The following is a 14,761-nucleotide window of genomic DNA, read 5'->3' as shown; positions in this document are numbered from 1 at the left end:
CCTACCTCTTACTGCGCCTGCACCCGCAGCTCGGCTGCGGAACGGCTACGGTGACCCAACAGCGCTTTGACATCGCTGGACTTCGGTTTGACCAGGGCGAACTTCGGCGCCCACTCCGGCCAGTTGGCCAGGATCTCTTCCGCGCGGGAAGAGCCGGTCGCCTGCACGTGTTCGGTGATCAGGCCGCGCAGGTGCTCCTCATGGATCGCCAGCTGATCGACATCCAGCACTTCCACCAGCTCCGGGTTCACGCGCTTGCGGAACTCGCCGTCTTCGTCCAGCACGTAGGCGAAGCCGCCGGTCATGCCGGCGCCGAAGTTGATGCCGGTTTTACCCAGCACGCAGACGATGCCGCCGGTCATGTATTCGCAGCCGTTGTCGCCGATGCCTTCCACCACGGTGATGGCGCCGGAGTTGCGCACCGCGAAACGTTCGCCCGCGCGGCCGGCGGCGAACAGCTTGCCACCGGTGGCGCCGTACAGGCAGGTGTTGCCGACGATGCTGGCTTCATGGCTGCGGAAGGCGGAACCGATCGGCGGGCGCACCGCGATGCTGCCGCCGGCCATGCCTTTGCCGACATAGTCGTTGGCGTCGCCGGTCAGGGTCAGCTCGACGCCGCCGGCGTTCCAGACGCCGAAGCTCTGCCCGGCGGTGCCGGAGAAGTGCGCCTTGATCGGATCGCCTGCCATCCCCTGATCGCCGTGTACGTTGGCGATCGCGCCGGACAGCATGGCGCCCACGGAGCGGTCGGTGTTGCGAATGTCGAAGTAGAAGGTTTTACCCTGCTTCGCTTCGATGTACGGCTGCGCCTGCGCGAGCAACTCTTTGTTCAGCAGACCCTTGTCGAACGCCGGGTTGCTGCTTTCGGTACAGTACACCGCTTTGCCCGGATGCGGCGTGGCGGTTGTCAGCAACGGCGACAGATCCAGCTTGTTCTGCTTGGCGGAAATGCCGTCCAGCTCGGTCAGGAACTCGGTGCGGCCGATCAGATCCACCAGCTGGCTCACGCCCAGCTGGGCCATGATCTCGCGGGTCTCACGCGCGATAAACTGGAAGTAATTCGTCACGCGTTCCGGCAGGCCGTGGTAGTGATCGCGGCGCAGCTTGTCGTCCTGAGTCGCAACGCCGGTCGCGCAGTTGTTGAGGTGGCAGATGCGCAGGTATTTGCAGCCCAGCGCCACCATCGGCCCGGTGCCGAAGCCGAAGCTTTCCGCGCCCAGGATCGCCGCTTTGACGATGTCCACGCCGGTTTTCAGGCCGCCGTCCACCTGCAGGCGGATCTTGTGGCGCAGGCCGTTGGCCACCAGCGCCTGCTGGGTTTCCACCAGGCCCAGTTCCCATGGGCAGCCGGCATATTTCACCGAGGACAGCGGGCTGGCGCCGGTGCCGCCGTCGTAACCGGCGATGGTGATCAGATCGGCATAGGCTTTCGCCACGCCGGTGGCGATGGTGCCAACGCCCGGCTCGGACACCAGTTTCACCGAGATCACCGCCTTCGGGTTGACCTGCTTCAGATCGAAGATCAGCTGCGCCAGATCTTCGATCGAGTAGATGTCGTGGTGCGGCGGCGGGGAGATCAACGTCACGCCCGGCACCGAGTAACGCAGTCTGGCGATATACGGGGTGACTTTGTCGCCCGGCAGCTGGCCGCCTTCGCCCGGCTTGGCGCCTTGGGCCACCTTAATCTGGATCACGTCGGCGTTCACCAGGTACGCTGGCGTTACGCCGAAGCGGCCGGAGGCCACCTGTTTGATGCGCGACACCTTGTTGGTGCGGTAGCGCGCCGGATCTTCGCCGCCTTCGCCGGAGTTGGAGAAGCCGCCGAGGCCGTTCATGGCGATCGCCAGCGACTCGTGCGCTTCCGGGCTCAACGCGCCGATCGACATCGCTGCCGTGTCGAAGCGTTTGAACAGCGATTCCGCCGGTTCAACCTGATCGACCGGGATCGGTTCGCCTTTCGGCGTGATGGCCAGCAGATCGCGCAGCATGGCGACCGGCCGCTCGTTCACCAGCTTGGCGTAGGCCTGGTAGTCGCTGTACTCGCCGCTGTGCACCGCTTTTTGCAGCGAGTTCACCACGTCCGGGTTGTAAGCATGGTATTCGCCGCCGTGCACGAACTTCAGCAGGCCGCCTTGCTCCAGCGGTTTGCGTTTCAGCCAGGCGCGCTTGGAGAGGTTCTGCAGATCCTGCTGGAAGTCGCTGAAGCTGGCGCCGCCGATGCGGCTGACCACGCCCTGGAAGCACAGATCCGCCAGATCGCGGTGCAGGCCGACCGCTTCGAACAGCTTGGAACAGCGGTAAGAGGCGATGGTCGAGATGCCCATTTTGGACATGATCTTGTACAGGCCTTTGTTGATGCCGTTGCGGTAGTTCAGCATCACGTCGCGGTATTTCTTGTCGATCGCCTGGCTGTCCACCAGCTTGGCCAGGGTTTCATAGGCCAGATACGGGTAGATGGCGGTCGCGCCGAAGCCGAGCAGCACGGCGAAGTGGTGTGGATCGCGGGCGCTGGCGGTTTCAACGATCAGGTTGGCGTCGCAGCGCAGGCTTTTCTCCACCAACCGGGTTTGCACGGCGCCAACGGCCATCGGGGCCGGTACCGGCAGGCGGCCGGGCGCGATGGCGCGGTCGGACAGCACCAACAGCACCGCGCCTTCGCGCACCTTGCGTTCCGCTTCGTCGCACAGGGCGCGAATGGTCTGCTCCAGATCCTGCTGTTGCGGGTCGAAGGTCAGATCGAGCGTCTCGGCGCGATAGTATTCGCCTTCCAGCGTGGTGAGCTGTTTGAAATCGGAGTACAGCAGGATCGGCGATTTGAAGCTCAGGCGGTGCGCCTGGCCTTCGGCTTCGCAGAACACGTTCATTTCACGGCCGATGCTGGTGGCCAGCGACATGACGTGCGCTTCGCGCAGCGGATCGATCGGCGGGTTGGTGACCTGCGCGAACTGCTGGCGGAAGTAGTCGTAAACGATTCGCGGCCGGCTGGAAAGCACGGCGAACGGGGTATCGTCGCCCATCGAGCCGGTGGCTTCCTGGCCAATTTCGCCCAGCACGCGGATCACCTGATCCAGCTCTTCACTGCTGTAGCCGAACTGTTTCTGGTAGGTTTCGAGCTGCGCGTCGTCGAGCTCGCGGCTGCCGACCTGATCGTCCGGCAGATCTTCGAACGGCACCAGGCGTTTGACGTTTTTCTCCATCCACTCTTTATACGGATGGCGGCTTTTCAGATCGTTGTCGGTTTCCGCCGAGTGCAGGATGCGGCCGCTGCGGGTGTCGATCACCATCAGCTCGCCGGGGCCGACGCGGCCTTTTTCCACCACTTCATCCGGCTGGTAATCCCAGATGCCGACTTCGGAGGCGCAGGTGATCAGCTTGTCTTTGGTGATCACATAGCGCGCCGGCCGCAGGCCGTTGCGATCGAGGTTACAGGCGGCGTAGCGGCCGTCGGACATCACGATGCCGGCCGGGCCGTCCCACGGCTCCATGTGCATCGAGTTGAAGTCGAAGAAGGCGCGCAGATCGCCGTCCATGTCCGGGTTGTTCTGCCAGGCCGGCGGCACCAGCAAGCGCATGGCGCGGATGAGATCCATCCCGCCCGCCAGCAGCAGCTCCAGCATGTTGTCCAGCGAGCTGGAGTCGGAGCCGGTTTCGTTGACGAACGGCGCGGCGGCCTGCAGATCCGGGATCAGCGGCGTTTGGAATTTGTAGGTACGGGCACGCGCCCACTGGCGGTTGCCGGTGATGGTGTTGATTTCGCCGTTGTGCGCCAGGTAGCGGAACGGCTGAGCCAGCGGCCAGCGCGGCACGGTGTTGGTGGAGAAGCGCTGGTGGAACAGGCAAATGGCCGATTCCAGGCGCAGGTCCGCCAGATCGAGATAGAAGCGCGGCAGATCCGCAGGCATGCACAGGCCTTTATAGATCGTCACCAGGTTGGAGAAGCTGCAGACGTAGAAACTGTTGTCCTGCACGCGTTTCTCGATGCGGCGGCGCGCCACGAACAGGCGGCGTTCCATATCGCGCGGGCGCCAGCCGGCCGGGGCGTTAACGAAGATTTGCTCGATGCGCGGCAGGGAGGAGAGGGCGATTTCACCCAGCACGTCCGGGTTGGTCGGCACTTCACGCCAGCCGACGATCGACAGCGTTTCGTTTTGCAGCTCTTCTTCCACGATGCGGCGGCTGAGGCGCGCTTCCTCTTCATTCTGGCTGAGGAACATCATGCCGACGGCGTAGTTTTTGGCCAAACGCCAGCCGCGCTCTTCCGCCACCATGCGGAAGAAGCGATCGGGTTTTTGCAGCAACAGGCCGCAGCCGTCGCCGGTCTTGCCGTCGGCGAGGATCGCGCCGCGGTGCTGCATGCGGGCCAGCGCGTGAATGGCGGTGCGCACCACCTTGTGGCTAGGTTCGCCTTCTATGTGGGCGATCAGGCCGAAACCACAGTTGTCCCTCTCTTGGGATTTATCGTACAACATATCGTGAACCTCCCCAGGCTCTGCGTGACTCTCACAACCTACTGCGAGGGGGCTTCCCAATTTCAGGCAGAAGTCCAATCAGCAAGTTAACCCCGCCAATCTGCTTTTCCGCCCTCCATCAATGGCCTCTCGTGACGGTCTCACAAGTGGTATAGGACTTGTTTTAAGAGGGAGTCTTCAATTACTGCATAAATATGACGAGACGTTTGCCCGTCCAGAAAGCTTCCAGCGGACTTCCAACTTAGCGAGAAAGAATTCGCAGGTCAAATGTGGGCTTAAGATAGATTCTTATCGAATTGATGATGTTTATTTATTTGAAAAATAAGTGTTTTAATGCATTTTTGCACTATCATGGGGCAACGCCGATCCACTCAGAAGTGTGAGCTGTCTCACTATAGTGCAACCCCTTAATCTCTGCACCATGCTAGTGCGAGGGGTAATGCCAGAGTTTTATTCTATAAGATATTGCTTTGCTGATGTTTATGACTATTTTTCACCGTGTTGTCATATTGCCGTTAACGGTTGCGTGACGATTAGAATAATTCATCAGAATTATAGTGAATTGATTTGCATTTATGATGAATAGTTATGCCTGGTGGCGCCTTGCGGGGAAAGCGTTGATCTCTGTCATCGCGGGAAAAGCCGTTTCTTATTAGCATCGCGGCTTTGAACACAGAGAACCACCAAGATTATGCAGTTGCCGCAATTAGTCAATATGTTTGGCGCGGATCTCCAGCGCCGCTATGGCGAAAAGATCCATAAACTCACGCTGCACGGCGGATTCGGCTGCCCTAACCGCGACGGCACGTTGGGGCGCGGCGGCTGTACGTTCTGCAACGTCGCCTCGTTCGCCGATGAGGCGATGCAGCGGCAGAGCATCGCCGAACAGCTGGCGCAGCAGGCCGCGCGGGTCGATCGGGCGCGGCGCTATCTGGCCTATTTCCAGGCCTATACCAGCACCTATGCGGAGGTTGAACGGCTGGAGGCGATGTATCGGCAGGCGTTGGCGCAGAGCGCCATGGTCGGCCTGTGCGTCGGCACCCGGCCGGACTGTGTGCCGGCCGCCGCGCTGGATCTGCTGACGGGCTACCGCGAGCAAGGCTATGAGGTGTGGCTGGAGCTGGGGCTGCAGACGGCGCACGATAAAACACTGAAGCGCATCAACCGCGGCCATGATTTTCGCTGTTATCAGCAGACTGCGCGGCTGGCTCGGCAGCGCGGGCTGAAGGTGTGCTGCCATCTGATCGTCGGGCTGCCGGGAGAAACCCAGCGCGATCATCTGCTCACGCTGCAGCAGGTGACGCAGACCGGCGTGGATGGCATCAAGCTGCACCCGCTGCACGTCGTCACCGGCAGCACCCTGGCGCGGGCGTGGCAGGCCGGGCGGTTGCCCGAACTGGCGCTGGAGGATTACGCCGCCAGCGTCGGGGAGATGATCCGCCATACGCCGGGCGAGGTGGTGTACCACCGCCTTTCCGCCAGCGCCCGCCGGCCGACGCTGCTGGCGCCGCTGTGGTGCGAAAACCGCTGGAGCGGCATGCAGGCGGTCGGCGCTTATCTGCAACGGCACGGCGGGCAGGGCAGCGCGCTGGATGAAAAGTGGCGCTACCGCCCTGGCATGCCGCTCTGAAGTGCAATCTTTGCCACACTTCGGCGTTTGCCGCCTTATCTCACCGCTGTTTTACGGTATGATTCAAAAGATTGTGTCTGATGGGAGCCGCTATGAAGCAAATCCGGGTGTTGGCCCAGTACTACGTTGATTTAATGGTGAAACTGGGGTTGGTGCGCTTCTCGCTGCTGCTGGCCTCGGCGCTGGTGGTGCTGGCGATGGTGGTACAGATGGCGGTGACCATGCTGCTGCGCGGCGAAGTGGAAAGCATCGACGTGGTGCGTTCGATCTTCTTCGGCCTGTTGATCACCCCGTGGGCGGTCTATTTTCTCTCGGTGGTGGTGGAACAGTTGGAAGAGTCGCGCCAACGGCTGGCGCGGCTGGTGGACAAGCTGGAAGAGATGCGCCACCGCGATCTGGAGCTCAATCAGCAGCTCAAAGACAATATCAGCCAGCTGAATCAGGAGATCGCCGACCGTATCAAAGCGGAAGAAGAGCGCCTGCAGGTGATGGAAAAGCTGACGGAAGAGATGGAGCAGCGCGAGCAGGCGCAGATTGAGCTGGGCCAGCAATCGGCGCTGCTGCGTTCCTTCCTCGATGCCTCGCCGGATCTGGTCTACTACCGCAACGAAGACAAAGAGTTTTCCGGCTGCAACCGCGCGATGGAGCTGTTGACCGGCAAGAGCGAGAAGCAATTGATCGGCCTGACGCCGTTCGACGTCTACGGCCAGGAGATCGCCGAAAAGGTGATCGAAACCGACGAGAAGGTGTTCCGCCACAACGTCTCGCTGACCTACGAACAGTGGCTGGTGTATCCCGATGGCCGCAAGGCCTGTTTCGAGCTGCGCAAGGTGCCGTTTTACGACCGGGTGGGCAAACGCCACGGGCTGATGGGCTTTGGCCGCGATATTACCGAGCGTAAGCGCTATCAGGACGCGCTGGAGAACGCCAGCAGGGAGAAGACCACCTTTATCTCCACCATCAGCCACGAGCTGCGTACGCCGCTTAACGGCATCGTCGGCCTGAGCCGCATTCTGCTCGATACCGAGCTGAACGACGAGCAGCTGAAATACCTGAAGACCATCCACGTCAGCGCCATCACCCTCGGCAATATCTTCAACGACATTATCGAAATGGACAAGCTCGAGCGGCGCAAGGTGCAGCTCGACAACCAGCCGGTGGACTTCACCGGTTTCCTGGCGGATTTGGAGAACCTCTCGGGCCTGCTGGCGCAGCCGAAAGGGCTGCAGTTCGTCATGGAGCCGCAGACGCCGCTGCCGCAGCAGATCGTGACCGACGGCACCCGCCTGCGGCAGATCCTGTGGAATCTGATCGGCAACGCGGTGAAATTTACCCAGCAGGGGCAAATTGTGGTGCGCGTGCGGCGCGAGGCGCAGGAGAAGCTGGTGTTCGAAGTGGAAGACTCGGGCATGGGCATCCCGCAGGACGAGCAGGACAAGATCTTCGCCATGTATTATCAGGTGAAAGATCAGCGCGGCGGCCGCCCGGCCACCGGCACCGGCATCGGGCTGGCGGTCTCCAAGCGGCTGGCGCAGAGCATGGGCGGCGACATTACCGTGCGCAGCGAACAAGGGCACGGTTCTTGCTTTACCTTAACCATCAAGGCGCCGGCGGTGCAGGAAGCCGTCAGCGCGGCGCCGGAGGAAGAGGCGCTGCCGTTGCCGGCGCTGCACATCCTGCTGGTGGAGGATATCGAACTGAACGTGATCGTGGCGCGCTCGGTGCTGGAGAAGCTGGGCAACAGCGTCGACGTGGCGATGAACGGCCACGACGCGCTGGCGATGTTCGATCCGGACGAGTTCGATCTGGTGCTGCTGGACATCCAACTGCCGGACATGACCGGGCTGGACATCGCCCGAGCGCTGCGCGAGCGCTATGCCGGGCAGGCGCTGCCGCCGTTGGTGGCCCTGACCGCCAACGTGCTGAAAGACAAAAAAGAGTATCTCGAGGCGGGCATGGACGATGTGCTGAGCAAGCCGCTGTCGGTGCCGGCGCTGACCAAGGTCATCAAACACTATTGGGATCATCAACCTTCTCACACTTCAAAGAAAACGGAGCACAAGGCGATGCAGATTAATGAGTCGTTACTCGATACCGCGATGCTGGAACAGTACATGGATCTGGTTGGCCCGCAGCTGATCCACCAAAGTCTGGAGATGTTCGAACAGATGATGCCGGGCTATCTGGCGGTGCTGGACTCCAACATGACGGCGCGCGATCAGAAAGGCATCACTGAGGAAGGGCATAAGATCAAGGGCGCCGCCGGTTCGGTCGGTCTGCGCCATCTGCAGCAGCTGGCGCAGCAGATTCAAACGCCGACGCTGCCGGCCTGGTGGGATAACGTGCAGGATTGGGTGGATGAGCTGAAACAAGAGTGGCGCAACGACGTGCAGGTACTGCGGGCTTGGGTTGAGAACGCTGAAAAAAAATGACCCCGACCTAAGCCGGGGTGCGCGAATATTGCGCCAACACCAGGGAAATTGTGAACCTGCGTATTGGTTTCAGTGTTCTGGTCGAGCAGGTTGTTGCGAATTCCTAAACATCATACAGCCAACAACATAGCAAATGTAAGCGCTCTTGTTAGAAGATTCATTAAAATGTGTGATGTAGATTAGTGTTTGTCAACTCCGAGCACGAACCAGTTGACAGCAGCGACAGGAGTAAGAGTGATGAAAAAGGTGGGTGTAGTCCTCAGCGGCAGCGGCGTTTATGACGGTACGGAGATCCATGAAGCGGTGCTGACGCTGCTGGCGTTGGATCGTGCCGGCGCCCAGGCGGTGTGCTTGGCGCCTGATAAACCACAACGCCATGTTATTAATCACTTATCTGGTGAGGAGATGGCGGAGTCGCGCAATGTTCTGATTGAATCGGCGCGCATTGCCCGCGGTGCGGTGCAGCCGCTGGCGCTGGCGGAGGCCGCGCAGCTGGATGCGCTGATCGTGCCCGGCGGCTTTGGCGCCGCCAAGAACCTCAGCAATTTCGCCGAAGCCGGCGCGGAATGTTGGGTCGATGAAGATTTGGCGCGCCTGACGCGCGAGATGCATAAGGCCAACAAACCAATTGGCCTGATGTGCATCGCGCCGGCGCTGTTGCCGAAACTGCTGGATCAACAAGCGCGGCTGACCATTGGCAACGATCCGGATCTGGGGGAAGTGATTGACGCCATGGGCGGCGAACCGGTGATTTGCCCGGTGGACGACATCGTGGTGGACAGCGAACATAAGATCGTGACCACGCCGGCCTATATGCTGGCGCCGTCTATCGCGCAGGCGGCCCTGGGCATCGATAAGCTGGTGGCGCGGGTGCTGGAACTGGCTGAATGAGAAAATCGCTCGTCGGATGGCGGCGGCTGCGCCCGTGGTATTGGCTGAAGCGCGGCGTCATCGCGATTATCGGCCTGTGGGTGTTGGGCATTGTGCTCTTCGCCTTCCTGCCGGTACCGTTTTCCGCCGTGATGGTGGAACGGCAGGTCAGCGCCTGGCTGAGCGGCGACTTCGGCTATGTCGCCTATTCGGACTGGGTGTCGATGGACGACATCTCGCCGCAAATGGCGCTGGCGGTGATGGCGGCGGAAGATCAGAAGTTTCCAGACCATTGGGGCTTCGACGTGGCGGCCATTGAAAAGGCGCTCAGCCACAATGAGAAGCGCCCGACGCGCATCCGTGGCGCGTCCACGCTGTCGCAGCAAACCGCCAAGAACCTGTTTTTGTGGGATGGCCGCAGCTGGCTGCGCAAAGGATTGGAGGCCGGGCTGACGTCCGGCATCGAATTGGTGTGGACCAAGCGGCGCATTCTGACGGTGTACCTGAACATCGTCGAGTTCGGCGATGGGGTGTTCGGCGTGGAAGAGGCTTCACAGCGCTTTTTCCATAAGCCGGCCAAGCGCCTGAGCGCGGCCGAAGCGGCGCTGCTGGCGGCGGTATTGCCGAATCCGCATCGCTTCAGGGCCGATGCGCCGTCCGGCTATGTGGTGCAACGTCAACAGTGGATCATGCGGCAGATGCGGCAACTGGGCGGGGAAGCGTTTTTACGCGAGAACAAGCTGGATTAAACGGGCGGGAACGGCACGGTGCCGCTCCCGCCAGGCGGATTATTTCACGTAGGTAAAGGCGGTCGTGACGTGCTTCACGCCGCTGACCTGGCTGGCGATCTGCGCCGCCGACTGCCCTTCCTGCTGCGTGACCAGGCCCAGCAAGAACACTTCGCCGTTTTCGGTGGTGACCTTCACGTTGGACGATTTCACCGTATCGCTGGTGAGCAGCTGCGAACGCACCTTGGTGGTGATCCAGGTGTCGGAGGACGCGGTGCTCAGGCTGACCGGCGTGCCCTGACGGATTTCGTTATACACTTCGGTCGTGCCTTCCACGCCCATGGCGATCTGCTTGGCGCGCGCGGTGAGATCGGCGTTAGGCGACTGGCCGGTCAACAGCACCTTGCCCTGATAGGCGGTGGCGACCACCCGGGCATCTTTCTTCAACTGCTGGTCTTTGCTCAGGGCGCTTTCGACCCTGGCTTCCAGCGTGCCGTCATCCACCTGGGTCCCTACGCTGCGCGGGTCGGTGGCGGTTTTGGTGGCGACGGCCGCACTGCCGACGACGACGCCGGCGATACAGCCTTGCAACAGCAGGGCGCTGGACAGCACTGCAAATGTGGCTTTTAGCTTCATCTCAGTTCCTTAATCGTCCTGGTGGGGGAATAACGTATTGTCTATCAGGTCGCACAGGCAGTTTACGGTCAGCATATGCATTTCCTGAATGCGCGAGCTGCGGTGCGACGGGATGCGGATTTCGACATCCTGCTGGCCGAGCAGCCCGGCCAGCTCGCCGCCGTCGTAGCCGGTAAGTGCGACGATGGTCATATCGCGCGTCACGGCCGCCTCGACCGCCTTCACAATATCACGGCTGTTGCCGCGGGTGGAAATCGCCAGCAGCACGTCGCCGGTGTGCCCGAGCGCACGCACCTGCTTGGCGTACACTTCGTCGTGCAGCCGATCGTTGCTGATTGCCGTCAGCACCACGTTGTCGGCGTTGAGAGCGATGGCCGGCAGGCTGGGGCGCTCGGTTTCAAAACGGTTGATCATGCTGGCGGCGAAGTGCTGCGCGTTGGCCGCCGAGGTGCCGTTGCCGCAGCACAGGATTTTGTTGCCGTTGAGTAAGGATTGAACCAGCGTCATCGCAGCACGGGAAATGGCGTCCGGCAGTGCTTCCGCCGCCGCGATCTGGGTTTGGATGCTTTCGGTGAAACAGACTTTAATTCTATCCAGCACGTTGTATTAATCCACTAAGTCAAAGGGCCGGTCTGCGCCGCAAAACCCCGATTAATCCGTATTGAAGGCGTTGGGTATCCATTCTAACTGGCTACCGGTAATGGCCAAAACATCAAAACGGCAAGATGATGTGTCAAAACTGGCTCCGCGCCCCGCCAGCCAGACGGCGGCGGCGTGCAGCAACCGCTGTTGTTTGCGAAAGGTGACGCTGGCGGCCGCGCCGCCGAAGGCGTCGTTGCGGCGGTAGCGCACTTCGACGAACACCCAGGTGGTGCCGTCGCGCATGATGAGGTCGAGCTCACCGCCGCGCACCGCGACATTGGCGGCGCAGAAGGTGAGCCCGGCGTGTTCCAGGTGACGGCGGGCCAGTAACTCATAGCCCGCCCCTGAGGCGCGTGGGTTCAAGAGACTGGAACGACCGTGCCCTGACGGTATTGCAGCCAAGGCAGCTTACGGTTGATCACGCAGTTCGGCGACGCGCTCAGCGTACCGGTGGTGCCGGAAACCTGGAAGCCCGGCAGCTGGCGCATTTCAGCAAAGTGGTTGGCCAATGTCCAGGCATCCATCCCCATCGCATACAGGCGCACCAGCGAGTAGTCGTTGCGGAAACGCGCGCTGGCCTGCTGCAGCAGCTGAGGGTTTGAGCCGGCCAGCAGCGGAATATCGCTGAACTGCAGGCCTTCCATTTCCAGACGGAAGTCCGGGCCGGCGCCGGCCTGGTAGCTGCGCGAGCTGGCGTACATCGCCGGCTTGCCGCGCGAGCTGGTGGCCATGTCGATCATCGGTTTGATCAGCGTCAGCTGAGACTGCGTGGCGACGATGTACACCGCGTCGACGCTGCCGCCGGTGGCGGCGGGCACGTCGCTCGGCGGCGCAGGAATGGTCAGCCCGGCGATGGTGACGCTCTGCGGCGCCGGGGCGCTCGACATCGGCGTACCGGTCATGCGGATGCCGCCGCTGTTCACCATTTGGCGCAGCTCGCCGGCGGAGCCGATATCCTGGCGCAGCACAGTTTGCCCGCCTTGCTTCTGCCATTCCTGGTTAAAGGCCCTGGCGACGCGATCGCCGAAGGCGCCGCGCGGCACCAGCAGCAGCGGTTGACGCTTCTGCTGTTCCCAGATGTGGCGGGCGGCGTCGCGGGCTTCATCTTCCGGCGACAGGGCGAAGTAACAGATGTTCAGGTTGTCCTTCGGCGTTTCGGGTTGGTTGAGCGCCAGCACGTTCAGCGTGGTGGTGCTGGCGGACAGCTGATCGACGTTCTCTTTCAGCAGTGGGCCGACCACCAGGGTGGCGCCATCCTGCTGCGCCTGGCTCAGCAAGGCGGCCAGCGGCTGGCTGGTGGTGTCGTACACTTTGACCTGCGCGTTGGCGGCCTGCAGCGGCGTTATCGGCGCGCTGGACGGCGCAGCGGGTTGCGCGGCGGTGACGGCAGGCTGGCTCTCTTGCGCCGAAGGGCTGACCGCGCCGTTGGCGTTGATGTCACCCGTAGCGGCCTGATCGGCTGGCGCCGTTTGAGCCGGCGTGCTGGCCGGTTGCGCGGCTTGAGGCTGCGGCGCCGGCATGGAACCGCCGTTTTTCGCCGCTTCGAAGCCTTGCTGGATGGCGTCGGCGAACACTTTCGCCTGGCCGTTCAACGGCAGCAGCAGGGCGATTTTCGAGGTGGAGGCCTGGGTGAAGTTCAGCACCTGATTCAGGCGAGCCGGTAGCGTTTTGGCCGCCGGGTTATTCGGATAACGGTTCTGCCAGTCTTTGATGCCGGCCTTCAGCAGATCGGGATCCTGCTTGTTGTCCTGATAAACGCGCAGCAGATCCAGCCAGCCTTGCAGCACGTTCTCGTCGGCGTTGATCACCAGGCTGTTCATCTCCTGCGGCGTCAGCTGCAGCAGCGCCTGCCAGGTTTGATCCAGATTGTCCTGGTGCGCCTTGCCGGTCAGCAGCGGCTCCTGGGCGATATAGGCGCGGATCAGCGGCAGCGATGCTTTGCCCTGATTGGCGGCGATCTGCGCCTGGTAGTAGCGCACCTTCTGATTCGGCGACAGCGCGCCGCTGTCCAGGTGGCCCAGCGTGCTGCGGGCGCTGACGTAGCTCTTGTTGGCGATCTGCAGTTCGGCGGTCAGCAATTGGCGTTCGGTCTGCTGCGCGCCGCTGAGATTTTTCGGCAGTTGATTCAACTGGTCGCCGGCCTGCGGCAGTTTTCCTTCACGCAGCAAGGCGCGAATAGCAAGTAATTGCCAGTCAGCCTTGTTATCATCGCTGCTTTGCTGCAACTGCTGCAGGTAGTAATCGGAGCTGGCGCTCGCTTCGTCCTGTATATTGGCGGGCGGCGTTTGCGGGGCCCGACTTGGACAGCCCGCCAGGAAAAGGGCGGCGGCGATGACTGCGGTCAGTCGGACAGGCTTGGAACGCCCTGCTTTGGTACGAACGAATGTTGAGGAAAGCATACTGTATCCAGTGATGTTTTTTTCAAGATGCTCAATATTAAATCGGCAACCCGGATGAAACAATGAATCAACACCAACAATCAGTCATTTCTGCATCAACGCTGTATGTGGTGCCCACCCCCATCGGCAATCTGGGCGATATTACCCACCGTGCGTTAGAGGTACTGAAAAGCGTTGATCTGATCGCGGCGGAAGATACGCGCCATACCGGATTGCTGTTGCAACACTTCGCGATCAACGCGCGTCTGTTCGCGCTGCACGATCACAACGAACAGCAAAAGGCCGAGCAACTGCTGGCGAAACTGCAGGAAGGCCAAAGCATTGCGCTGGTTTCCGACGCCGGCACGCCGCTGATCAACGATCCCGGTTATCACCTGGTGCGCCGCTGCCGCGAGGCCGGCATTCGCGTGGTGCCGCTGCCGGGCGCCTGCGCCGCCACTACCGCGCTGTGCGCCGCGGGCGTCGCTTCCGACCGTTTCTGCTACGAAGGTTTCCTGCCGGCGAAAACCAAGGGGCGCAAGGATACGCTGATGGCGCTGGCGGAGGAACCGCGCACGCTGATTTTCTACGAATCCACCCACCGCCTGCTGGAAAGCCTGCAGGACATGGTCACCGTCTGGGGCCCGCAGCGCTATGTGGTGCTGGCGCGCGAGCTGACCAAAACCTGGGAATCCATCCATGGCGCGCCGGTGGGCGAGCTGCTGGCGTGGGTGCAGGAAGATGAAGTGCGCCGCCGCGGTGAGATGGTGCTGATCGTCGAAGGCCACAAGGCGCAGGAGGATGCGCTGCCGCTTGAGGCGCTGCGCACGCTGGCGCTGCTGCAAAAAGAGCTGCCGCTGAAAAAGGCGGCGGCGCTGGCGGCGGAAATCCACGGCGTGAAGAAAAATGCGCTGTATAAGCACGCGCTGGAGCAACAACAGCCGTAAAGCGGTTGACCTGCCGCCGCCGCGACGCT

At 61.7% G+C, this 14,761-nt stretch carries 10 protein-coding genes; 5 read left to right on the top strand and 5 right to left on the bottom strand.

Annotated features, from left to right (window positions below):
* Positions 1–8 precede the first annotated feature (8 nt).
* Entirely contained in the window at positions 9–4,469 is a 4,461-nt protein-coding gene (gene gltB / locus ACOWVD_RS14990; protein ID WP_164095403.1) for a glutamate synthase large subunit, read from the bottom strand.
* 691 nt (positions 4,470–5,160) lie between these two features.
* Here gltB and ACOWVD_RS14985 point away from each other — a divergent pair.
* The 4 genes from ACOWVD_RS14985 (at position 5,161) to mtgA (ending at position 10,150) form a co-directional block, all read left to right on the top strand.
* Positions 5,161–6,099, top strand: coding sequence for a TIGR01212 family radical SAM protein (locus ACOWVD_RS14985; RefSeq protein ID WP_164095402.1), 939 nt, complete (start codon positions 5,161–5,163; stop codon positions 6,097–6,099).
* 92 nt (positions 6,100–6,191) lie between these two features.
* Positions 6,192–8,531: an aerobic respiration two-component sensor histidine kinase ArcB gene (arcB, locus tag ACOWVD_RS14980; RefSeq protein WP_015379167.1), complete on the top strand. Its 2,340-nt coding sequence runs from the start codon at positions 6,192–6,194 to the stop codon at positions 8,529–8,531.
* A gap of 237 nt (positions 8,532–8,768) precedes the next feature.
* Positions 8,769–9,422 (top strand): isoprenoid biosynthesis glyoxalase ElbB, encoded by a 654-nt coding sequence (gene elbB, locus ACOWVD_RS14975; RefSeq protein WP_015379166.1) that lies wholly within the window; start codon positions 8,769–8,771, stop codon positions 9,420–9,422.
* On the top strand, positions 9,419–10,150 hold the full coding sequence (gene mtgA / locus ACOWVD_RS14970) for a monofunctional biosynthetic peptidoglycan transglycosylase (RefSeq protein WP_421105646.1): 732 nt from the start codon (positions 9,419–9,421) through the stop codon (positions 10,148–10,150). The genes elbB and mtgA overlap by 4 nt, the downstream gene beginning before the upstream one ends.
* A 39-nt stretch (positions 10,151–10,189) precedes the next feature.
* On the opposite strand, the gene dolP is transcribed toward mtgA, so the two are convergent.
* The 4 genes from dolP to ACOWVD_RS14950 are packed head-to-tail and all read right to left on the bottom strand — an operon-like array spanning position 10,190 to position 13,806.
* Positions 10,190–10,765, bottom strand: a complete 576-nt coding sequence (gene dolP / locus ACOWVD_RS14965) for a division/outer membrane stress-associated lipid-binding lipoprotein (protein WP_004937101.1) — start codon at positions 10,763–10,765, stop codon at positions 10,190–10,192.
* A gap of 9 nt (positions 10,766–10,774) precedes the next feature.
* The gene (gene diaA / locus ACOWVD_RS14960) at positions 10,775–11,365 is read right to left on the bottom strand and encodes a DnaA initiator-associating protein DiaA (RefSeq protein ID WP_004937103.1); all 591 of its coding nucleotides are present in this window, start codon (positions 11,363–11,365) and stop codon (positions 10,775–10,777) included.
* Between the two features lie 51 nt (positions 11,366–11,416).
* Positions 11,417–11,770: a YraN family protein gene (locus ACOWVD_RS14955; RefSeq protein WP_134942552.1), complete on the bottom strand. Its 354-nt coding sequence runs from the start codon at positions 11,768–11,770 to the stop codon at positions 11,417–11,419.
* Positions 11,767–13,806 (bottom strand): penicillin-binding protein activator, encoded by a 2,040-nt coding sequence (locus tag ACOWVD_RS14950; protein ID WP_049241475.1) that lies wholly within the window; start codon positions 13,804–13,806, stop codon positions 11,767–11,769. The genes ACOWVD_RS14955 and ACOWVD_RS14950 overlap by 4 nt, the downstream gene beginning before the upstream one ends.
* A 62-nt stretch (positions 13,807–13,868) precedes the next feature.
* On the opposite strand from ACOWVD_RS14950, the gene rsmI reads away from it, so the two are divergent.
* Positions 13,869–14,732: a 16S rRNA (cytidine(1402)-2'-O)-methyltransferase gene (gene rsmI / locus ACOWVD_RS14945; RefSeq protein ID WP_015379162.1), complete on the top strand. Its 864-nt coding sequence runs from the start codon at positions 13,869–13,871 to the stop codon at positions 14,730–14,732.
* Positions 14,733–14,761: the final 29 nt, after the last annotated feature.

Source organism: Serratia sp. SA088 (assembly GCF_049065515.1).
GTDB classification, from domain to species: Bacteria; Pseudomonadota; Gammaproteobacteria; order Enterobacterales; family Enterobacteriaceae; genus Serratia; species Serratia nematodiphila.
The sequence above is the reverse complement of the archived record's forward strand: the minus strand, read 5'-3'. Positions and strand labels throughout refer to the sequence as shown.

Bases quoted from the DNA above. Each gene is read 5' to 3' on its own strand.
- gltB (WP_164095403.1), bottom strand. From the start codon at position 4,469: ATGTTGTACGATAAATCCCAAGAGAGGGACAACTGTGGTTTCGGCCTG.
- ACOWVD_RS14985 (WP_164095402.1), top strand. From the start codon at position 5,161: ATGCAGTTGCCGCAATTAGTCAATATGTTTGGCGCGGATCTCCAGCGC.
- arcB (WP_015379167.1), top strand. From the start codon at position 6,192: ATGAAGCAAATCCGGGTGTTGGCCCAGTACTACGTTGATTTAATGGTG.
- elbB (WP_015379166.1), top strand. From the start codon at position 8,769: ATGAAAAAGGTGGGTGTAGTCCTCAGCGGCAGCGGCGTTTATGACGGT.
- mtgA (WP_421105646.1), top strand. From the start codon at position 9,419: ATGAGAAAATCGCTCGTCGGATGGCGGCGGCTGCGCCCGTGGTATTGG.
- dolP (WP_004937101.1), bottom strand. From the start codon at position 10,765: ATGAAGCTAAAAGCCACATTTGCAGTGCTGTCCAGCGCCCTGCTGTTG.
- ACOWVD_RS14950 (WP_049241475.1), bottom strand. From the start codon at position 13,806: ATGCTTTCCTCAACATTCGTTCGTACCAAAGCAGGGCGTTCCAAGCCT.
- rsmI (WP_015379162.1), top strand. From the start codon at position 13,869: ATGAATCAACACCAACAATCAGTCATTTCTGCATCAACGCTGTATGTG.